At 73.2% G+C, this 20,317-nt stretch carries 17 protein-coding genes and 1 tRNA gene; 14 read left to right on the forward strand and 4 right to left on the reverse strand.

The window, feature by feature from the left end; genetic code table 11:
• Nucleotides 1-107: 107 nt before the first annotated feature.
• The gene (locus ACFXPX_RS29205) at nucleotides 108-1,538 is read right to left on the reverse strand and encodes an aldehyde dehydrogenase family protein (protein WP_380522611.1); all 1,431 of its coding nucleotides are present in this window, start codon (nucleotides 1,536-1,538) and stop codon (nucleotides 108-110) included.
• A gap of 280 nt (nucleotides 1,539-1,818) precedes the next feature.
• Between ACFXPX_RS29205 and ACFXPX_RS29210 the strand changes: the two genes are divergently transcribed.
• Nucleotides 1,819-2,790 carry a class I SAM-dependent methyltransferase gene (locus ACFXPX_RS29210; protein ID WP_380644029.1) on the forward strand — a complete coding sequence of 324 codons (972 nt, stop codon included), beginning with the start codon at nucleotides 1,819-1,821 and terminating at the stop codon, nucleotides 2,788-2,790.
• Nucleotides 2,791-2,886: 96 nt separating this feature from the next.
• On the opposite strand, the gene ACFXPX_RS29215 is transcribed toward ACFXPX_RS29210, so the two are convergent.
• A complete protein-coding gene (locus ACFXPX_RS29215) occupies nucleotides 2,887-4,542 on the reverse strand; it encodes an APC family permease (protein WP_375885077.1) in 1,656 nt (551 codons plus the stop codon).
• A 296-nt stretch (nucleotides 4,543-4,838) separates the two neighbouring features.
• Nucleotides 4,839-4,923 (reverse strand) — tRNA-Leu (locus tag ACFXPX_RS29220).
• Between the two features lie 445 nt (nucleotides 4,924-5,368).
• Between ACFXPX_RS29220 and ACFXPX_RS29225 the strand changes: the two genes are divergently transcribed.
• Nucleotides 5,369-5,878 carry an ATP-binding protein gene (locus ACFXPX_RS29225; RefSeq protein ID WP_380522614.1) on the forward strand — a complete coding sequence of 170 codons (510 nt, stop codon included), beginning with the start codon at nucleotides 5,369-5,371 and terminating at the stop codon, nucleotides 5,876-5,878.
• Between the two features lie 89 nt (nucleotides 5,879-5,967).
• Here the strand turns inward: ACFXPX_RS29225 and idi are convergent, their stop codons facing one another.
• The gene (gene idi / locus ACFXPX_RS29230) at nucleotides 5,968-6,615 is read right to left on the reverse strand and encodes an isopentenyl-diphosphate Delta-isomerase (RefSeq protein ID WP_380522615.1); all 648 of its coding nucleotides are present in this window, start codon (nucleotides 6,613-6,615) and stop codon (nucleotides 5,968-5,970) included.
• 494 nt (nucleotides 6,616-7,109) lie between these two features.
• Here idi and ACFXPX_RS29235 point away from each other — a divergent pair, with 494 nt between their 5' ends.
• The 12 genes from ACFXPX_RS29235 (at nucleotide 7,110) to ACFXPX_RS29290 (ending at nucleotide 20,315) form a co-directional block, all read left to right on the forward strand.
• Complete coding sequence (locus tag ACFXPX_RS29235; protein ID WP_380644030.1) at nucleotides 7,110-7,865, forward strand: sugar phosphate nucleotidyltransferase; 756 nt, start codon at nucleotides 7,110-7,112, stop codon at nucleotides 7,863-7,865.
• Nucleotides 7,853-8,914, forward strand: coding sequence for an iron-containing alcohol dehydrogenase family protein (locus tag ACFXPX_RS29240; RefSeq protein WP_380644031.1), 1,062 nt, complete (start codon nucleotides 7,853-7,855; stop codon nucleotides 8,912-8,914). The genes ACFXPX_RS29235 and ACFXPX_RS29240 overlap by 13 nt, the downstream gene beginning before the upstream one ends.
• Before the next feature lie 91 nt (nucleotides 8,915-9,005).
• Nucleotides 9,006-9,743 carry a CDP-alcohol phosphatidyltransferase family protein gene (locus tag ACFXPX_RS29245; protein ID WP_375885317.1) on the forward strand — a complete coding sequence of 246 codons (738 nt, stop codon included), beginning with the start codon at nucleotides 9,006-9,008 and terminating at the stop codon, nucleotides 9,741-9,743.
• Nucleotides 9,740-10,648: a glycosyltransferase family 2 protein gene (locus tag ACFXPX_RS29250; RefSeq protein ID WP_375885241.1), complete on the forward strand. Its 909-nt coding sequence runs from the start codon at nucleotides 9,740-9,742 to the stop codon at nucleotides 10,646-10,648. Before ACFXPX_RS29245 ends, ACFXPX_RS29250 begins: the two co-directional genes overlap by 4 nt.
• 141 nt (nucleotides 10,649-10,789) lie before the next feature.
• Nucleotides 10,790-11,731: an ABC transporter permease gene (locus tag ACFXPX_RS29255; RefSeq protein WP_375885242.1), complete on the forward strand. Its 942-nt coding sequence runs from the start codon at nucleotides 10,790-10,792 to the stop codon at nucleotides 11,729-11,731.
• Nucleotides 11,724-12,533: an ABC transporter ATP-binding protein gene (locus ACFXPX_RS29260; protein ID WP_375885244.1), complete on the forward strand. Its 810-nt coding sequence runs from the start codon at nucleotides 11,724-11,726 to the stop codon at nucleotides 12,531-12,533. The genes ACFXPX_RS29255 and ACFXPX_RS29260 overlap by 8 nt, the downstream gene beginning before the upstream one ends.
• Nucleotides 12,534-12,849: 316 nt before the next feature.
• Entirely contained in the window at nucleotides 12,850-13,797 is a 948-nt protein-coding gene (hpnC, locus tag ACFXPX_RS29265) for a squalene synthase HpnC (protein ID WP_375885247.1), read from the forward strand.
• 41 nt (nucleotides 13,798-13,838) lie between these two features.
• Complete coding sequence (gene hpnD, locus ACFXPX_RS29270; protein WP_375885318.1) at nucleotides 13,839-14,696, forward strand: presqualene diphosphate synthase HpnD; 858 nt, start codon at nucleotides 13,839-13,841, stop codon at nucleotides 14,694-14,696.
• A gap of 139 nt (nucleotides 14,697-14,835) precedes the next feature.
• Complete coding sequence (gene hpnE / locus ACFXPX_RS29275) at nucleotides 14,836-16,278, forward strand: hydroxysqualene dehydroxylase HpnE (RefSeq protein WP_380589586.1); 1,443 nt, start codon at nucleotides 14,836-14,838, stop codon at nucleotides 16,276-16,278.
• Nucleotides 16,279-16,460: 182 nt separating this feature from the next.
• Entirely contained in the window at nucleotides 16,461-17,549 is a 1,089-nt protein-coding gene (locus tag ACFXPX_RS29280; RefSeq protein ID WP_375885251.1) for a polyprenyl synthetase family protein, read from the forward strand.
• A 7-nt stretch (nucleotides 17,550-17,556) separates the two neighbouring features.
• Nucleotides 17,557-19,638 (forward strand): squalene--hopene cyclase, encoded by a 2,082-nt coding sequence (gene shc, locus ACFXPX_RS29285; protein ID WP_380644032.1) that lies wholly within the window; start codon nucleotides 17,557-17,559, stop codon nucleotides 19,636-19,638.
• Nucleotides 19,635-20,315, forward strand: a complete 681-nt coding sequence (locus ACFXPX_RS29290; RefSeq protein ID WP_380400457.1) for a 1-hydroxy-2-methyl-2-butenyl 4-diphosphate reductase — start codon at nucleotides 19,635-19,637, stop codon at nucleotides 20,313-20,315. The genes shc and ACFXPX_RS29290 overlap by 4 nt, the downstream gene beginning before the upstream one ends.
• Nucleotides 20,316-20,317: the final 2 nt, after the last annotated feature.

Below are 20,317 nucleotides of genomic sequence, written 5' to 3' on the forward strand. Positions count from 1 at the left end.
TCCGGACCGTCGCAACCCGCTACGACAAGCGGGCCTACGTCTTCCATGGCACGGTCACCGTCGCAGCGATCCGCCTCTGGCTCCGACCATGATCCGCCGGACAGAACCTAGTACTGGAGCGACTTGTACTGCAGGAACTCCTCCAGTCCGTGCCGCCCCAGCTCGCGGCCGAGCCCGGAGTCCTTGTAACCGCCGAACGGGGCCAGCGGGTTGAACCGGCCGCCGTTGAGGTCCACCTGTCCGGTGTCCAGCCGGCGGGCGAAGGCGGCGGCGGTGTCGGTGGTCGCCGCCCAGACGCCGCCGGCCAGCCCGTAGGCGGTGCCGTTGGCGATCTCGACGGCGTGGTCCTCGTCGTCGTAGCGCAGGACCACCAGGACGGGGCCGAACACCTCCTCCTGGGCCACCGTCATCTCCGGGGTGACGTCGGCGAGGACGGTCGGCCGGACGTAGTGGCCGGTGGGGAGTTCGGCCAGTGGCTCCGGACCGCCGGCCACCAGCCGGGCGCCCTGGGCGAGCGCGTCCGCCAGGTAGCCGCGCACCCGCTCCAGCTGCCGGGCGTTGACCAGCGGGCCGATCCGGGTCCGCGGGTCGGCCGGGTCGCCCGGGACGTACTTCTCGGCGGCCTTGGCGGCGAGCGCGACCGCCTCCTCGTACTGGTCCGCGTGCACCAGCAGCCGGGTCCAGGCGCTGCACGTCTGGCCGGAGTTGGCGAAGACGTTGGCGACGTTCACGTTCACCGCGCGGGCCAGGTCGGCGCCCGGCAGCACCACGTTGGCGGACTTGCCGCCCAGCTCCAGCGCGACCCGCTTGAGCCCGCGCCCGGCCGCCTCGGCGACCTGCCGGCCGACGGCGGTGGAGCCGGTGAAGGACACCACGTCCACCTCCGGATGGGCGGCGAGCGCCGCGCCCGCGACCGCCCCGGTGCCGGTCACCAGGTTGAACACCCCGGCCGGGAAGCCGGCTTCGTCCACCAGCCGGGCGAACAGCCGGGCCACCAGCGGGGTGTCCTCGGCCGGCTTGAGGACCACCGGGCAGCCGGCCGCCAGCGCCGGGACGACCTTGGCCACGATCTGGTGCAGCGGGTAGTTCCACGGCGTGATCGCCGCGACCACCCCGGCCGGTTCGGCGAACACCACCGAGTTGCCGATCCGCTCCTCGAAGGGGTAGCCGGCCAGCAGGCTCAGGTACGAGGTCGCCACGGTCAGCGGCAGCCCGGCGTGCACGGCCCCGGCGAAGCCGACCGGGGCGCCCAGCTCGGCGACCACGGTCGAGGTGATCTCGGCCTGGGCGTCGGCCAGTCCGTCCCGCAGCCGGGTGAGCGGCGCCAGCCGCTCCTCGCGGGTGGCGGCGGCCCAGCCCCGGGCCGCCCGGCGGGCCGCCGCGACCGCGGCGTCGACGTCGGCCGCCGCACCGGCCGGTACGGTGGCGAGCACCCGCTCGGTGGCGGGGTTGAGCACGGCGATCGTGCCGGAGTCCCGGGAGGGCCGCCAGGCGCCGTCGATGTACTGGTCGCCGTACTCCGCGTACTCCTGCTCCACGGATCGTCCTTTCCACTGGTCAGCCGCCGTTCGGCCGACAGGGCGAGTCGGAAGGTCAGTCAAGGCGGCCGGACGGCCGCGCACAAGAGCCGATCCCGCCTCGGCCGGACAGGGCACCCGCCGCAGTGGGCGGCGGACTCCGCGGCGGGGGCCTACTGTCGATGGGGGGCGCCTCGTGCACGAGCGGTGATCCGGTCCGTGCCCGGGGCCGGGCAGGCCGCCACCGCGCCGAGGTGCGGCTCGGAACCCGCAGGTCATCCGCACTGCTAAGGAGCATCCCGTGACCGACACCGCGTTGAAGGGCGAACCGCAGCAGCCCGTCGGGCCGGCCGTGTTGGAGGACGTACCGGGATGGTTCTGGGACCACGACCGGCACTCCTTCGAGTGGTTCCTCGGGCGCCAGGCGGAGCGGGGCGTCACCGGCCACCTCATGGAGATGGGCGCCTACCTCGGCCGCAGCGCGATCGTGATCGGGGAGCACCTCCGGCCCGGGGAGACGTTCACCGTCTGTGACCTGTTCGACTCGGACGCGCCGGACGACGAGAACTCCAGCGAGATGGACCACTCCTACCGGAAGACGCTGACCCGCTCGGCCTTCGAGGCCAACTACCTGTCCTTCCACGACCGGCTGCCGGACATCGTCCAGGCCCCGACCTCGGCGCTCGCGGGCGGACGGGTCCCGGCGGGGGCCTACCGCTTCGTCCACATCGACGCCTCGCACCTGTACGAGCACGTGGTGGGCGACCTCCAGGTGGCCCGGACCGCGCTGCAGGAGCAGGGCGTCGTGGTCCTGGACGACTACCGGTCCCAGCACACCCCCGGCGTCGCCGCGGCGACCTGGGAGGCGGTGTTCAACCACGGCCTCAGGCCGATCGTGCTCACCGAGTGCAAGTTCTACGGCACCTGGGGCGACCCGGAGCCGTTCCAGCGCGACCTGCTCGACCGGGTGGACCTCGCCGTCGGCTGCGAGCTCAGCGCCGAGACCCTCAACCACCGGCAGGTGCTGCGGATGACCGGCAGTACGGAGGGCATCCGGCCGTTCCGCCCCTCCCGGCACCGGCCGGGGGCGGCCGGGGCGCCGGCGCCCGAGGACGCGTACCGGACGGCCCGGGACGAGGCCGCGCTGGACCTCGCGGCCCGCCGCGCCCGCGCCGCCGAGGCGCGCCGCCCGGTCAACGTCGCCAAGCGCGCCGCCAAGGACCTGCTGCCCCCGCTGCTCACCTCGGCGATCCGCCGCGCCCGCCGGGGCTGACCCGGGCCGCCCCGGCCTCCCGCCCAGGTCTCCCGCCCCGGCGACGCCGAAGGGCCGGTCGGAAACCCGACCGGCCCTTCCTTGCTGTGTACCCGCTCAGACCCGCGAAGGCTCCGCGGCCCCGGCGGACGCCTCAGCCTCAGCCTCCGCCTCGGCCGCCAGCTCGCGGCGCACCTCGGCCAGCGAGGGGTTGGCCCAGGCGCTGGCGACGCCCCAGTAGTAGAAGGCCAGGCCGATCGCGGCCACGATCAGCAGGTCCCAGCCCTCCGGCAGGTAGCCGTGCCCGCCGAAGTCGGAGCTTCCGGCCCAGGAGACCCCGGCCATCACGAACAGGTAGGCGATCATCCAGGCGCCCGCCTTGAGGTGCGGCTTCAACTGCTCGAAGGGCTTGCGCAGCTCGTACCAGGCCCAGATCGGCAGACCGGCGGCCATCAGCAGGATGACCTTGCCGGTGAGCGGCCAGCGGGCCCAGTACAGCACCAGCGAGCCGAAGACCATCGCGACCGGCGCGATCACCGGCATGGCCTTGAGCTTCACCGGGCGCTGGAGGTCCGGCGCGAGGCGGCGCAGCGCCATCACGGCGACCGGGCCGGTGATGTACGAGATCACGGTGGCGACGGAGACGATCTCGGCCAGCGAGCCCCAGCCGCGGAAGACCGCGAGGAACAGGAAGGCGACCACCAGGTTGAGCAGCAGCGCCGGGCGCGGGATGCCGGTCTTGGCGTCGACCTTGCCGAAGAGCTTCGGCAGGTGGCCGTTCTCCTGCACGCCGTGGATCATGCGCGAGGTGGTGGCGGCGTAGATCATGCCGGTGCCGGACGGCGAGACGAAGGCGTCCGCGTAGAGCAGCAGCGCGAGCCAGTTGATGCCCCAGGCGATCGCGAGGTCCGCGAGCGGCGAGGTGTAGGAGAGGCTGCTCCAGCCGTTCGACAGGTCGGCGGCCGGGATGGCGCCGATGAACGCGATCTGCAGCGCGACGTAGATCACCAGGGCGATCAGGATCGAGCCGATGACGGCCTTGGGCAGCGACTTGCCGGGGTTGCGGGCCTCGCCGGCCAGGTTGAGCGGCGACTGGAAGCCGTTGAAGGCCCAGACGATGCCGGAGACGGCGACGGCGGTGAACACCGCGCTCCAGCCGTTCGGGGCGAAGCCGCCCGGCTGGGTGAAGTGCGAGGTGTCGAAGTGCGCGAGGAGCAGCGCGCCGGCGGTCAGCGTCGGCACGACGACCTTGAACACGGTGATCGCCGTGTTGGTCTTGGCGAACAGCGTGATCGCGAACCAGTTGAGGACGAAGTACACGACCAGCAGCACGCTGGCCAGTGCCACCCCGCTGAGGGTGAGTTCCTTGCCGTCGTACAGGCCCTTGGCCCAGTCGAAGTGCCAGGAGCTCATGTACTGGACGGACGCGGTGGCCTCACCCGGGATGACCGAGACGATGGCGATCCAGTTGGCCCAGGCGGCCAGGTAGCCGGCCAGCGAGCCGTGCGAGTACTGGCCGTACCGGACCATGCCGCCGGCCTTGGGGAACATCGACCCGAGCTCGCTATAGGTGAGCGCGATGGTGAGCGCCACGGCGGCGCCGATCACCCAGGCGAGGATCGAGGCGGGGCCGGCCAGCCTGGCGGCCCGCTCGGCGCCGAACAGCCAGCCGGAGCCGATGATCGAGCCGAGCCCGACCGCGGTCAGGCTGATCGTGCCGAGCGATCGGCGGTAGTTCTGGTGTGATGCCTTGGGCGAATCGGGCTCACTCAACGTATCGGTCCTCTCGCTCGGGGTTCAGCGGATGGTGTCGGCGCTTTTACGGTTTTGGGTCGGTATTCCGGACAAACCCCAGCAGCCTATGGTTCCAAATGGGGCGAATACCTCAGAGGAAGCTCAAACCGCCCGATCGTTGCCATCTCGTGTCCGGTTTCCGGACGGCCGGGACCGCTCAACGAGACCGGCGCCACACCGCCGTCGGCGGTGGATCGCGAGGGGGAGTCGGCCGTGGGCCGGAAAAAAGAAATTCCCCGCGGGATCCTTTCGGATTCCACGGGGAATTTCGATTGTGTCCGAGGGGGGACTTGAACCCCCACGCCCGATAAAGGGCACTAGCACCTCAAGCTAGCGCGTCTGCCATTCCGCCACCCGGACAGGGTGTGTGCTTCGGGGGCTTTTCTCTCGCCCCCTCGGCGACAGAGAGAACATTACCAGGCTTCCGGAGTGCTTCTCACCTGCGTTTCCTCGGCCCCACCGCGGCCTCCACCTCGGCCCCCACCGCCGTCCCCGCCACGCCCCCGTCCGAGGGGCCGGGGCCGTGGGGCGCCCGGCCCGTCCGGACCGGCCCGTCCGGACCGGCCGGGACGGCTCGCGAGGGGGCTCGCGAGGGGGCTCGAACACCGGGCGAAGCGGTGGCGAGGGCGAAGCAAACGATCCGTTAAGCCCCCGCCCGCGATCGATTCCGGTCGGAACCGATCCGACACGGGCAACTTGTCGACGCTGCCACGGAGGCACCGACCGCTCTCCTAGCCTCTGTGGACCGAGGGCGCCATGATGCGGATCGCCTGATTCCCGGGTCGCGGACGAAGGGCGGCTGGACGTGGAGCAGATCAGCGGGGCGGCGAAGGCCGAGCCGAGACGCGGCGCCCGGTCGGGCCGCCGACCGACGGCCGACGGTCCCGTCGAGGGCGTGTGGCGCTTCCGGGTGCCCGCCGTCGAGGCCTCCGTGCCGCGCACCCGCCACGCGGTGCGGGACCGCCTGCTGGCCCAGGGCATGACCGGGGTGCGCTACCAGGAGCTGGTGGACGACGTGCTGCTGATCGTCTCCGAGCTGGTCGGCAACGCGGTGAAGCACGCGGCCGAGCTGTCGCCCGAGGTGACCACCGAGCTGTCGGTGCGCCGGGGCTGGGTGCGGGTCTCGGTCGAGGACGGCGACCCGTACCGGCCGAAGGCCCTGGAGAGCGACACCGGCCGTACCGGCGGGCGCGGCCTGCTGCTGGTGAAGAGCGTCACCATCCAGGCGGGCGGGGTGTGCGACGTCGAGCACACGGGGGAGGGCGGCAAGGTCATCTGGGCCTCGCTGCCCGTCCCCCCGGAGCCCGGGTCCTGACGGGCGCCCTCCCGCACGGGGACGGCGCGACCCCGCACGAGGGCGGCCGCCCCCGGCCGGGGACGGCCACCCCCACGGACTCCCGTCCGCTACCAGTCCCGACCGGCGATCTCCCGGATCCCCGGCAGCGCGGCCTCGAAGACGGTCTCGAACCAGACCGAGAACGGCCGCTCGGCCCGCAGCTCGCGCAGCTCCTGCGCGGTCACGAAGGCGAAGTCCTCGACCTCCTCCGGGTTCGGCCGCACCGGCGCGGTGACCAGCCCGACGAACAGGTGGTTCCACTCCCGCTCGATCAGCCCGGTGGCCTCGTCCGGCAGGTCGTAGCGGACGGTGCCGGCCTCGCAGAGCAGCGCCGGCGCGAGGCCCAGCTCCTCGGCGGTGCGCCGGGCGGCGGCCACGAACGGCGGCTCGTCCGGGTACGGGTGCCCGCAGCAGGTGTTCGACCAGACGCCGGGGGAGTGGTACTTGCCGAGTGCCCGGCGCTGCAGCAGCATCCGGCCCTGGCGGTCGAACAGGAAGACCGAGAAGGCCCGGTGCAGCCGGCCCGGCTGCTGGTGGGCCCAGAGCTTCTCGCCGGTGCCGATGGTGACGCCCTCGTCGTCGACCAGTTCCAGCAGGATCCCGGTGCTCGCGGGGGCGGTGGCCCGGGGGTCGACCGTCACGTCTGTCTCCACGTCCAGGCCGCTGTCGATCTCGGCGGCGAAGTGGGTCGGGTCGGTCGGCGGACTCTGGGGCATGGGGCCTCTTTCGGAAGGGGGGAGCGGGAGCAACGGGAGCGTCGAGCGCGTCGTGGGCACCCGTCGGGGGGCTCGGGACGCGGCGCGGGCACCGGCGCCGTCGTCGGGCTCCAGTCTGCCGTATGGGTGGCGGTCCGGACGGGTCCCACGCACAACCGGGCGGATCATGACGCGGGGCGGTCCGGATCCGTACCGGAAACGGTCCGGGACGCCCCGGAAGGGTCATTCGTCCCGAAGGCCAGTTCGGTATCCGTTCCCATCCTGTTCGATCACCGCACCTCCACCGTGTCGTCACCCCGGCGCCTCCGGCCGCGTTCGGGTGCGTCGCCCGGGTCGCCTACCATCGCTTACGACACGCTGCCCGGATCTGTGCCGGTCCGGCGCGCCGCCGCCGGGCCCGGCCGTACGCCGGGCCGACCGGCGACAGCGCCGCCGGGCCCGTCGGCACATCCCCGCGCGGACCGCACGACGCACCACGGATCAGGAGACCCCGCATGATCGGCCTCGTTCTGGCAGCCGGCGCCGGCCGCCGGCTGCGCCCGTACACCGACACCCTGCCCAAGGCGCTGGTGCCGGTCGACGGGGAGCGGACCGTCCTGGACCTCACCCTGGGCAACTTCGCCGAGGTCGGACTGCGCGACGCGGCGATCGTCGTCGGCTACCGCAAGGAGGCGGTGTACGACCGCAAGGACGCCCTGGAGAGCAAGTACGGGGTCAAGCTCCACCTGGTCGAGAACGACAGGGCCGAGGAGTGGAACAACGCCTACTCGCTCTGGTGCGCCCGCGAGCTGTTCGCCGAGGGCCTGCTGCTGGCCAACGGCGACACCGTCCACCCGGCCTCCGTCCAGCACACCATGCTGGAGGGCAACCAGCGCCTCGTCGAGGAGGGCCGGGCCCCCGGCATCCTGCTCGCCCTCGACACGGTGAAGAAGCTCGCAGACGAGGAGATGAAGGTCGTCGTCGACCCGGCCGCCGGTATGCGCCGCATCACCAAGCTGATGCACCCGGCCGAGGCGACCGGCGAGTACATCGGCGTCACGGTGATCAACCCGGCCGCCGCCGCCGACCTGACCGACGCGCTGCGCGCCACCTACGAGCGCGACCCCCAGCTGTACTACGAGGACGGCTACCAGGAGATGGTCGACCGGGGCCTGCGGATCGACGTCCAGCCGATCGGCGAGGTCTCCTGGGTCGAGGTCGACAACCACGACGACCTGGCGAAGGCCCGGGAGATCGCGTGCCAGTACTGACCCGACTGGTCCCGTCGCCGCTGTTCGCGGAGATCCGCCCGGGCGCGCTGGACGCGCTCGGCGGCATCCTCGCGGACCAGAGGCTGTCGGCCTCGGGCCGGATCGCGGTGGCGATCAGCAACGGCTCCGGCGCCGCGATGCGCGCGCGCCTGGAGCCGGCCCTGCCCGGCGCCGACTGGTACAACGTGGACGACGGCAGCCTCGACAGCGCGGTGCGCTTCGCCGAGGAGATGCGCGGCAAGCACTACGACGCGGTCGTCGGCCTCGGCGGCGGCAAGATCATCGACGCCGCCAAGTACGCCGCCGCCCGGGTCGGCCTGCCGGTGGTCGCGGTGGCCACCAACCTCGCCCACGACGGCATCTGCTCCCCGGTCTCCACCCTCGACAACGACGCCGGCCGGGGCTCCTACGGGGTCCCCGGCCCGATCGGCATCATCGTCGACCTGGACGTGATCCGGCAGGCCCCGCAGCGCTTCGTGGCGGCCGGGATCGGGGACGTCGTCTCCAACATCTCGGCCTGCGCGGACTGGGAGTTGTCGCACACCGTCACCGGCGAACCGGTGGACGGGCTGGCCGTCGCGATGGCCCGCTCGGCCGGTGAGAACCTGCTCCGGCACCCAGGGAACATTCAGGACCAGGACCTCCTGACGGCCCTCGCGGAAGCCCTGGTACTGTCCGGCATCGCGATGAACATCGCGGGCAGCACCCGACCCTCGTCGGGCGCCTGCCACGAGATCTCGCATGCCCTGGACGTGCTGTACCCCAAGCGTTCCGCCCAGCACGGCGAACAGGTCGGCCTCGGCGCGGCGTTCGCCAGCTTCCTGCGGGGCGAGCGCGAGCTGACCGGTCTGATCGTGGAGCGCCTGGCGAGCCACGGGCTGCCGGTGACGGCGGCTCAGACGGGTTTCACCGAAGCGGAGTTCACCGAGGCGGTGCACTACGCTCCGAACACCCGCCCGGGCCGCTACACCATCCTGGAACACCTCGACCTCTCCCCTTCCGCAATCAGGGACGCGTACGCCGACTATGTCCAAGCCGTCAACAGCTGACCCCTCCACCGCGGGCGCCGAGCGGCCCCCGGTGGACCTGACCCGCCGGCCCTCGATCGAGGAACTGCGGGCGGTGATCCACCCGGAGGGCATGCTCCAGCGCCGCAGCGCCGAGCACTGGGCCGGGCGCCTCTACATGCGGAAGATCTCCTTGCGGATCACCCGCGTGCTGTCCACCATGACGGCGATCACGCCCAACGGCCTGACCTACCTGATGATGCTCACCGGCATCCTGGCCGGTGCCGCCCTGGTCGTACCGGGCATCACCGGCGCCGTCCTGGGCGCGCTGCTGATCCAGGTCTACCTGCTGCTGGACTGCGTGGACGGCGAGGTGGCCCGCTGGCGCCGGCAGACCTCGCTCACCGGCGTCTACCTGGACCGGGTCGGGCACTACATGTCCGAGGCGGCCCTGCTGACCGGCCTCGGCCTGCGCGCCACCGACCTGCTGCACCGCGAGGGCGGCGGCTCGCACTGGGAGTGGGCGTTCCTGGGCACGCTGGCCGCGCTCGGCGCGATCCTGATCAAGTCCGAGACGGACCTGGTGGACGTGGCCCGCGCCCGCAGCGGCCTGACGGCCGTCGAGGACAGCGCCTCGGTGCCGCGGTCCGCCTCGGTGGCCAAGGCCCGCCGGGCCGCCTCGCTGCTCAAGTTCCACCGCCTGGTCGGCGCGGTCGAGGCCTCGCTGTTCATCCTGGCGGCCGGGATCGCCGACGCGGTCCACGGCGGACTGTTCTTCACCCGGATCGCGGTCGTGGTGCTGGCGGCCATCGCCATGCTGCAGACCGTGCTGCACCTGCTGAGCATCGTCCTTTCGAGCAGGCTCCGATGACCACTTCCACGTCCTCCACCACCGCGGAGAACTTCCGCCTCGGCGTCGTCATCATCACCATGGGCAACCGGCCCGCCGAGCTCAACGCCCTGATCGACTCCGTCCGCGCCCAGGAGGGCCCGGAGGTCGAGTTCGCCGTGGTCGGCCAGGGCGCGAAGCTGCCGTCGCTGCCGGCCGGAGTGCGCAGCGTCGAGCTGCCGGAGAACCTGGGCATCCCGGGCGGGCGCAACGTCGGCATCGAGCTGTTCGGGCCGGACGGCCGGGAGGTGGACGCCGTCCTCTTCCTGGACGACGACGGCCTGCTGCCGCGCACCGACTCCGCCCGCCTGCTGCGCGAGGCCTTCACCGCCGACCCGGAGCTGGGCATCGTCTCCTTCCGGATCGAGGACCCGGACACCGGCGTCACCCAGCGCCGGCACGTCCCCCGGCTGCGCGCCAGCGACCCGATGCGCTCCTCCCGGGTGACCACCTTCCTGGGCGGCGCGAGCGCCGTGCGCTGCAAGGTGTTCGAGCAGGCCGGGCAGCTGCCGGCCGAGTTCTTCTACGCCCACGAGGAGACCGACCTCGCGTGGCGCGCCCTGGACGCGGGCTGGGCCATCGACTACCGGGCGGACGTGGTGCTGCACCACCCCGCCACCTCGCCGGCCCGGCACGCCGCCTACTTCCACAACGTGGCCCGTAACAGGGTCTGGCTCGCGAGGCGGAACCTTCCGGCCCCGTTGGTGCCTCTCTATCTGGGAACCTGGTTTCTGCTGACCCTGGCCCGACGTCCCTCCGCGGAGGGGCTGAAGGCCTGGCTGAGCGGTTTCCGGGCGGGCTTCCGCGAACCCTGCGGTCCGCGGAAGCCCATGCGATGGCGTACCGTCTGGCGACTGACCAGGATGGGACGTCCTCCGATCATCTGATTGGATCAGAGGATCGATCGCCGTGGCCGGTGACCACACACCGGCCGGAACCCCCCCCGTGACCCCAGGATCCCCATCGGCGCAAGGCCGGCGGACCCCCGCCGACCGGCCGCTCCGACCGATCCCGCGCGAAGGACGAATGTGTCGACAGTGAGTGAACCCGTCAGCCTCTCAGCCCCGAGGGGGGCGGACGCGGGCCTGACCCCGAAGCAGCTTGCGGACAAGTACGGTCTGTCGGTGAGCGGTGCCCGCCCCGGTCTGTTCGCCTACACCAAGCAGCTCTGGGCCAGGCGCCACTTCATCTGGGCCTTCGCCACCGCCCGCCTGGTGGCCCAGTACACCGACGCCAAGCTCGGGCAGCTCTGGCAGGTCGTGACCCCGCTGCTCAACTGCGGCGTGTTCTACCTGGTCTTCGGCGTGATCCTGAAGAGCAAGGACAACTTCCCGCCGAACACCTACATCGCCTGGCTCTGCATCGGCGTCTTCGTCTTCCAGTTCACCCAGAACGCGGTGCAGTCCGGCACCCGGGCGATCTCCGACAACCTCGGCCTGATCCGCGCGCTGCACTTCCCGCGCGCCAGCCTGCCGATCGCCTTCACCGTGATCCAGCTCCAGCAGCTGCTGATCTCGATGGTGGTGCTGGTCATCACCGTGCTGGCCGCCGGCATCACCCCCGGCAAGACCTGGCTGCTGATCGTCCCGGCGCTGTTCCTGCAGACCCTGTTCAACATCGGCGTCTCGCTGATCTTCGCCCGGATCGGTTCCAAGACCAGCGACATCTCCCAGCTGATCCCGTTCGTGATGCGGGCCTGGATGTTCCTGTCCGGCGTGATGTTCAGCATCCAGGACAAGGTCTCGACCTGGCCGCACTACCTCCAGACGATCATGGCCGTCAACCCGGCCTCGGTCTACATGGACCTGCTCCGGCACGCCTTCGCGCCGGTGATCTACAACAAGCACCTGCCCGCGCACCAGTCGCTGCCGCCGCACCAGTGGACCTACGGCATCGCCTGGGCGGTCGGGATCTTCGTCATCGGATACGTCTTCTTCTGGAAGGCCGAGGAGGAGTACGGCCGTGGCTGACACCGACCTGAGCAAGCGCGACGCCGTGGCCGACACCAAGATCGCCCGCGAGCCCACCGTCGTCGTCGACGACGTGCACATCGTCTACCGGGTGCACGGCGCCGGTTCCGGCAAGGGCAGCGCCACCTCGGCGCTGAGCCGCATCATCAGCCGCAAGCGCTCCTCCGGCGTGCGCGAGGTGCACGCGGTCAAGGGCATCAGCTTCACCGCCTACAAGGGCGAGGCGGTCGGTCTGATCGGCTCCAACGGCTCCGGCAAGTCGACCATGCTGGCCGCCATCGCGGGCCTGCTGCCGACCGAGAAGGGCGGCATCTACACCAACGGCCAGCCCTCGCTGCTGGGCGTCAACGCGGCCCTGATGAACGAGCTGAGCGGCGAGCGCAACGTCGTCCTGGGCTGCCTGGCGATGGGGATGTCGCCGGCCGACGTGCGGGCGCGCTACCAGGACATCGTCGAGTTCTCCGGGATCAACGACAAGGGGGACTTCATCTCCCTGCCGATGCGCACCTACTCCTCCGGCATGGGCGCCCGGCTGCGCTTCTCCATCGCCGCCGCCAAGACCCACGACGTGCTGCTGATCGACGAGGCCCTGGCCACCGGTGACCAGGCCTTCCAGCAGCGCAGCAAGAAGCGCATCGACGAGCTGCGCGGCTCCGCCGGTACGGTCTTCCTGGTCAGCCACGACAACAACTCGATCCGCGAGGTCTGCGAGCGGACCATCTGGATCGAGGCCGGCGAGCTGGTCATGGACGGCCCGACCGACGAGGTCGTCGGCCGCTACGAGCGCGGCGAGCGCCCGTAACGCCCAGCCGTCGCAGCGCCTGGCACCGCAGGGCCCCGGCACTCCAGGGCCGGCTCCGGGAACACCCCGGAGCCGGCCCTTCGGCGTGCGCCGCTACCCCGGGTGGCCCGCCGCCGCGGGGGTGAGCGCCACCGTGCGCCGGGCGGGGCGCTCTTCTCGGGCGCGGCGCGTGGTGTCAGGCTGGGGGCGCGGGGGCGGTGTGCCGTACGTGACGCCCGCGCTCGGACGCGTGTCCGAGTCGGACCGGTGGTACCGAGCGGTGTAGAACGGGGGAGTGACTGCAGTGTCGGCTTCGGCCCAGCCCAGAGATACGCCGGTGAACCCTTCCGCGGGACAGACCCTGGAGAAGGCGGGCGCGGAGAACTTCCCGGTCGCCCCCTTCTTCCTGCCCGCGGCCTGGCGCGACGACCTGATGGCGGTCTACGGCTTCGCCCGGCTGGTCGACGACGCCGGCGACGGCGACCTGGCCGATCCGGCCGCCACCGCGGGCCTGCTGGGGATCGAGCAGCGGCCCCCCGCCACTCCTTCGGCCCAGTCCGGCCCGCCGGGCCCGGCGGAGGTCTCCTTCCGGCTCGCCCTGCTCGACGGGCTGGAGCGCGACCTCGACCGGGTGTTCGAGACCGCGCTGCGCTCCGCCGGTGCCGAGCAGCCCCGGCACCCGCTGCTGGGCGCCCTCGTCCCGCTGGTCGACCGGCACGGCCTGACGCCCGAGCCGTTCCGCCGTCTGATCGAGGCCAACCGGGTGGACCAGACCACCGCCCGCTACGCCACCTACGACGACCTGGTCGGCTACTGCACGCTCTCCGCCGACCCGGTCGGCCGCCTGGTGCTGTCCATCGCCGGCGTCTCCACCCCCGAGCGGATCGCCCTCTCGGACGCCATCTGCACCGCCCTCCAGCTGGTCGAACACCTCCAGGACGTGGCCGAGGACCTCTCGCGCGGCCGGATCTACCTCCCCGCCGAGGACCTGGAGCGCTTCGGCGTCACCGAGGAGGAGCTCGCCGAACCCACCGCGACCGGTGCGGTCCGGGAACTGATCGCCTTCGAGGCCGAACGGGCCCGCACCCTGCTCGACCGCGGCGCACCATTGGTAGGTACGGTTCGGGGAAGGCTTCGACTGCTCCTGGCGGGATTCACCGCAGGCGGCTACGCGGCCCTGGCGGCCGTCGAGGACGCCGGGTACGACGTGCTCGCCCGGCAGGCGAAGCCGGACAAGCGCCGCCTCGCAGCGAAGGCGGCGGCCATCTTCGCGAAGGGAAGGTGAACGCCCGAGTGGCGGCATCACCACTGGCGTCGGCCCCGGTCATGGCGGCGTACCGGTACTGCGAGGCAGTCACCGGACTGCAGGCACGCAACTTCAGCTACGGCATCCGCCTGCTGCCCGAGCCCAAGCGACTGGCCATGTCGGCCCTGTACGCGCTGGCCCGCCGGGTGGACGACATCGGCGACGGCGACCTCCCGGCCGACCGCAAGGCCGAGGCCCTGGTGCGCACCCGGGAGCTGGTGGACGAAGTCCGCTCCGGGGCGGTCGCCGAGGACGACACCGACCCGATCAAGGTCGCCCTGGCCGACGCGGCCCGGCGCTTCCCGATCCCGCTCGGCGGCTTCGACGAGCTGATCGACGGCGTGGAGATGGACCTCAAGGGCGCCGAGTACCAGACCTACGAGGAGCTCAAGGTCTACTGCCGCTGCGTGGCCGGTGCCATCGGCCGGCTCTCGCTGGGCGTCTACGGCTGCGAGGACCCGGAGCGCGGGGCGCAGTACGCGGACACCCTGGGCCTGGCCCTGCAGCTCACCAACATCCTGCGCGACCTGCGCGAGGACGCCCTGACCGGCCGCACCTACCTGCCCACCGAGGACCTGGCCAGGTTCGGCTGCGAGCAGGGCTTCGCGCTGCCCAAGCCGCCGGTCGGCGCGGACTTCACCGGGCTGGTGGCCTTCGAGGCCGCCCGTGCCCAGGCCGCCTTCGAGGAGGGCCTGCGGCTGCTGCCCCTGCTCGACCGCCGCAGCCGCGCCTGCACCGCCGCGATGGCCGGGATCTACCACCGGCTGCTCGGCCGGATCGCCGCCGACCCGGAGTCGGTGCTGCGCGGCCGGGTGTCGCTCCCGGGCTGGGAGAAGGCGTACGTGGCGCTTTCCGGGCTCGCCGGGGGGCGTTCTTGATTCTCGCCACGGTTCTGTCACGCTGTGTCAGCGGGGAATCACATCAGGGTGGCGCCGTGTCGACCGCGGCGCCGGCCGTGAGCGCGCCGGCGGCAGCGACCGTCGCCGGGCGGTCCGGCGACTGCGAGGGGGAGGGCCGATGACCGGGCGAGCCGATGCCGCGCGCCCGGCCGCCGTCGTGGTCGGCGGCGGCCTGGCCGGGATCACCACCGCCCTGCGGCTGGCCGAGGCCGGCCACCGGGTCACCCTCGCCGAGGGGCGCCCCCGGCTCGGCGGCCTGGCCTTCTCCTTCCAGCGCGGCGACCTGACCGTCGACAACGGCCAGCACGTCTTCCTGCGCTGCTGCACCGCCTACCGCGGGCTGCTGGAGCGCCTGGGCGCCACCCGGATGACCCACCTCCAGGACCGGCTGGACGTCCCGGTGCTCTCCGTCACCGGCCCCGCCGGGGCCCCGGTGCGGACCCTCGGCCGCCTGCGGCGGGCCGGCCTGCCCGTCCCGCTGCACCTGGCCGGCAGCCTCGCCCGCTACCCGCACCTGTCCCCGGCCGACCGCGCCCGGGTGGTCCGCGGCGCGCTCGCCCTCAAGGGCCTGGACCTCGCCGACCCGGCGCTGGACGGGCTCTCCTTCGGCGAGTGGCTGCGCCGCAACGGGCAGAACGCCGCCACCACGGCCGCGCTCTGGGACCTGGTCGGCGTCGCCACCCTGAACGCCCGGGCCGACCAGGTGTCCCTGGCGCTCGCCGCGATGGTCTTCAAGACCGGGCTGCTCTCCGACCCGGGGGCCTCCGACATCGGCATCGCCGCCGTCCCGCTCGGCGCGATCCACCACGACCGGGCGCTCGCCGAGCTGGAACGCGCCGGCGTGCGGGTGCTGCTGCGCGCCCGGGTCGCGGAGCTCAAGCCGGCCGCGCCCCAGCACGCCGTCCGGCTGGAGGGCGGCCAGTCGGGCACCGGCGAGCTGCTCACCGCCGACACCGTGGTGCTGGCCGGCGCCCAGGACACCGCGGCCGCCCTGCTGCCGCCGGGCGCCGTCCCCCACCGGCTGGAGGACTTCGGCACCACGCCGATCCTCAACGTGCACGTGGTCTACGACCGCAAGGTGCTGCGCCGGCCGTTCTTCGCCGCGCTCGGCAGCCCGGTCCAGTGGGTCTTCGACCGCACCACCCACTCCGGGCTGGCCGGTACCCCGATCGGCCGCGCCCACCCCGGCGCCCAGTACCTGGCGCTGTCCCAGTCCGCCGTCCAGGACGAGATCGACCTGCCGGTCGCCGAGCTGCGCGAGCGCTACCTGCCCGAGCTGGCCCGGCTGCTGCCGGCCGCCGCCGGCGCCGAGGTGCTGGACTTCTTCGTCACCCGGGAGCGCACCGCGACCTTCGACGGGGCGCCCGGCAGCGCCGCGCTGCGGCCCGGGGCCACGACCGGCGTCCCCGGCCTGCTGCTGGCCGGCGCGTGGACCGCCACCGGCTGGCCCGCGACCATGGAGGGCGCGGTGCGCAGCGGCCACGCCGCCGCCGACGCCGCGCTGGCCGCGGCCGGTGCCAGGGTGCCGGTGGACCGGGGCGACGGGCGGTGGCCCAGGTGACGGCGGGGCCCGCGGCCGGAGAGCCCGCCAGAGCCGACGGGCGTACCGTCGGCCCCATCGGCCGTACCGACACCGAGCGCCGCGGCACCACCCGCTTCGGCGCCGCCCGCTTCGACACCAGCCGCACCGACAGTACCCGGCCGCCCCGTGCGGTCCGGCACCACGAGGGAGAGGGAACGCACGTGGAGTCACGCACCGGCATCGCCGTCGGAGGCACGGCGCACGCCGAACCGGTCTCGGTGCCGGAGCTGCTGGCCCGCAGCCGGACGCTCTGCGCCCCGCCGCTACGGGCCACCGTCGCCCGTCTGGCCGCACCGATGGACACCGTCGCCGCGTACCACTTCGGCTGGATCGACCGGGACGGCACCCCGGTGGAGGGCGACGGCGGCAAGGCCGTGCGCCCCGCGCTGGCCCTGCTGTCCGCCCAGGCGGCCGGTGCGGCGCCCGAGGTCGGGGTGCCCGGCGGGGTCGCCGTTGAACTGGTGCACAACTTCTCCCTGCTCCATGATGATCTGATGGACGGTGACGAGACCCGACGGCACCGGGCCACCGCCTGGACGGTCTTCGGCCCGGCCCAGGCGATCCTGGTCGGCGACGCCCTGGCGACGCTCGGCACGGAGGTGCTGCTCGATGCCGGGGTGACCGGCGGCGCGAGCCCCACCGACGCCGCGCGCGCCGTCCGGCTGCTCACCACCGCGACCCGCAGACTGATCGACGGCCAGGCCATGGACGTCGCCTTCGAACAGCGCGACAGCGTCACCGTCGCCGAGTGCCTGGAGATGGAGGGCGGCAAGACGGCGGCCCTGCTGGCCGCCGCCTCGGCGATCGGCGCCGTCCTGGCCGGGGCCGACGACAAGGTCTCGGACGCCCTCCAGCGCTACGGCCACCACCTGGGCCTGGCCTTCCAGGCGGTGGACGACCTGCTCGGCATCTGGGGCGCGACCGAGGTCACCGGCAAGCCGCACTGGGGCGACCTGCGCCAGCGCAAGAAGTCCCTGCCGGTCGCCGCGGCGCTCGCCGAGGGCGGCGCCGCCTCGCGCCGGCTGGCCGAGCAGCTCGCGGACCCGAAGGGCCGGGGCGAGGAGGGCGAGCCCGAGCTCGCCGCCCGGGCCGCGTTGATCGAGGAGGCCGGCGGCCGGGCCTGGACCCAGGAGGAGGCCCGCCGCCAGCACACGACTGCCCTCGCCGCCCTGGACGAGGTGCCCATGTCCGACGAGGTGCGCGAGCACTTCGTCGCACTCGCCGAATTCGTGGTGGTACGAGAGAGGTGACGTTACGTTGACAGCAACCGCGGACGGCCGGCTCGACCCTGAGTACGATTCCGAGCCGGTCGCGGTGGGCGACCGCCCCCCGACCCTGCTGGGTGCGGGGCGGTGGCAGCCCGAGGACACCGACCGGCCCCGGCCGGCCGGTGAGGCGGACCGGCAGCCCGCCGACGCGCGCGAGGCCCTCGCGCGCGCCACCACCCACCTGCTCTCGCTGCAGTCCTCCGAGGGCTGGTGGAAGGGCGACCTGGAGACCAACGTCACCATGGACGCCGAGGACTTACTGCTCCGCCAGTTCCTGGGCATCAGGACGGAGGAGCAGACCCGGGCCACCGCCGAGTGGATCCGCTCCCAGCAGCGGGAGGACGGCACCTGGGGCACCTTCCACGGCGGACCGCCCGAACTCTCCACCACCGTCGAGGCCTACGTCGCCCTCAAGCTCGCCGGCGACGACCCGGACGCCCCGCACATGCTGGCCGCCGCGCGCTACGTCCGCTCCGCTGGGGGCATCGCGGCCGCCCGGGTGTTCACCCGGATCTGGCTCGCGCTCTTCGGCTGGTGGTCCTGGGACCGCCTGCCCGAGATGCCACCCGAGATCATCTTCCTGCCCAAGTGGCTGCCGCTGAACATCTACGCCTTCGGCTGCTGGGCCCGGCAGACCATCGTCCCGCTGACCGTGGTCTCCTCGCACCGCCCGGTCCGTCCGGCCCCCTTCGCGATCACCGAGCTGCACACCGACCCGGACCACCCGTACCCCGACCGGCCGCTCGCCCCCGCCACCAGCTGGGACGGCCTGTTCGAGCGCCTCGACAAGCTGCTGCACGCCTACCACCGCCGGGCCTTCCGGCCGCTGCGCCGGCTCGCCGTCGCCCAGGCCTGCCGCTGGATCGTCGAACGGCAGGAGGCCGACGGCTGCTGGGGCGGCATCCAGCCGCCCGCCGTCTACTCGCTGATCGCCCTGCACCTGGAGGGCTACGAGCTGGAGCACCCGGTGATGAAGGCCGGGCTCTCCTCCTTCGACCGCTTCACCGTGCACACCGAGGACGGCATGCGCTGGATGGAGGCCTGCCAGTCCCCGGTCTGGGACACCTGCCTGGCCACCATCGCGCTGGTCGACGCCGGCGTCCCGGCCGACCACCCGGCCCTGGTCAGCGCCGTCGACTGGATGCTCGGCGAGGAGATCCGCAAGCGCGGCGACTGGTCCGTCCAGCGGCCCGCCCTGCCGGCCGGCGGCTGGGCCTTCGAGTTCGAGAACGAGACCTACCCCGACATCGACGACACCGCCGAGGTGGTGCTGGCGCTGCGCCGGGTCGCCCACCCCGACCAGGCCAAGGTCGACGCGGCGGTGGACCGGGGCGTGCTGTGGAACCTCGGCATGCAGTCCAAGAACGGCGCCTGGGGCGCCTTCGACGTCGACAACACCAGCCTGCTGCCGAACAAGCTGCCGTTCTGCGACTTCGGCGAGGTGGTCGACCCGCCGTCCGCGGACGTCACCGCCCACGTGGTGGAGATGCTCGCCGAGACCGGCCGGGCCCGGGACCCGCGCACCCGCCGCGGCATCGAGTGGCTGCTGCGCGACCAGGAGGCGGACGGCTCCTGGTTCGGCCGCTGGGGCACCAACTACATCTACGGCACCGGCTCGGTGCTGCCCGCCCTGGCCGCGGCCGGCGTCCCGGACGAGCACCCGGCGATCCGCCGGGCGGTGCGCTGGCTGGAGGACCGGCAGAACACCGACGGCGGCTGGGGCGAGGACATGCGCTCCTACGACGACCCGGCGCGCTGGGCCGGGCGCGGCGACTCCACCGCCTCGCAGACCGCGTGGGCGCTGATGGCGCTGCTCGCGGCGGGCGAGGGCCCGGAGGGCCGCTCCAACCCGGCGGTGGAGCGCGGGGTCGAGTGGCTGGTGCGCACCCAGCTGCCCGAGGGCACCTGGGACGAGCCGCAGTTCACCGGGACCGGCTTCCCGTGGGACTTCTCCATCAACTACCACCTGTACCGGCTGGTCTTCCCGGTCACCGCGCTCGGCCGCTACCTCAACGGCGGCCCCGGGATGGTGCGGCCGGGCGGCACGCCGTCGATCGGGGCGAACCGGTGACCACCGCCCCGCTGCTGGTGCTCTGCGCGCTGGGCCCCGAGGTGTGGGCCCTGCGCGGCGGCGACTGGCGCGGCTCGGCCGGCGGACCCCCGGTGCTGGTGCGCACCGGGGTCGGCCGACGGCGCGCCGGGACGGCCGTACGGCGCCTGCTCGGCTCCGCCCCGGGCGGCTACGGCGCGGTCGTGGTGGCCGGATTCGGCGCCGCGGTCGGGCCGGGAGTGGCGCCGGGCGAGGTGGTGGCCGCGGACGGCGTGCGCGACGCCGAGGGCCACCTCTACCCGGTCGACTCCGGGCCGGAGCTGGCCCGGGCGCTCAAGGAACACGGCCTGACCGCGCACACCGGGGTGCACCACACCGCCGACCACGTGGTGCGCGGCATCGAGCGGCGCGCCCTGCACCTCCAGGGGGCGCTGGCCGTCGACATGGAGGCCGCCGCCGTGCTGGCCGCACTGCGGGAGGTGCGCCCGGCGCTGCCGGTGGCCGTGCTGCGGGTGGTGGTGGACACCCCCGAGCACGAGCTGCTGCGGCCGGGCACGCTCCCGGCCGGGGTGCGCGCCTGGCGGACCCTGCGGGCGGCGGTACCCGCCCTGGTCGACTGGTACCGGCAGGAGCTCGACACCCGCTCCGCAGTCCTGAACCACCCCACATCCTCGACGCTCCCCCAGGAGGCGAGCTAGCC

The organism is Kitasatospora sp. NPDC059146 (assembly GCF_042786665.1).
GTDB lineage: Bacteria > Actinomycetota > Actinomycetes > Streptomycetales > Streptomycetaceae > Kitasatospora.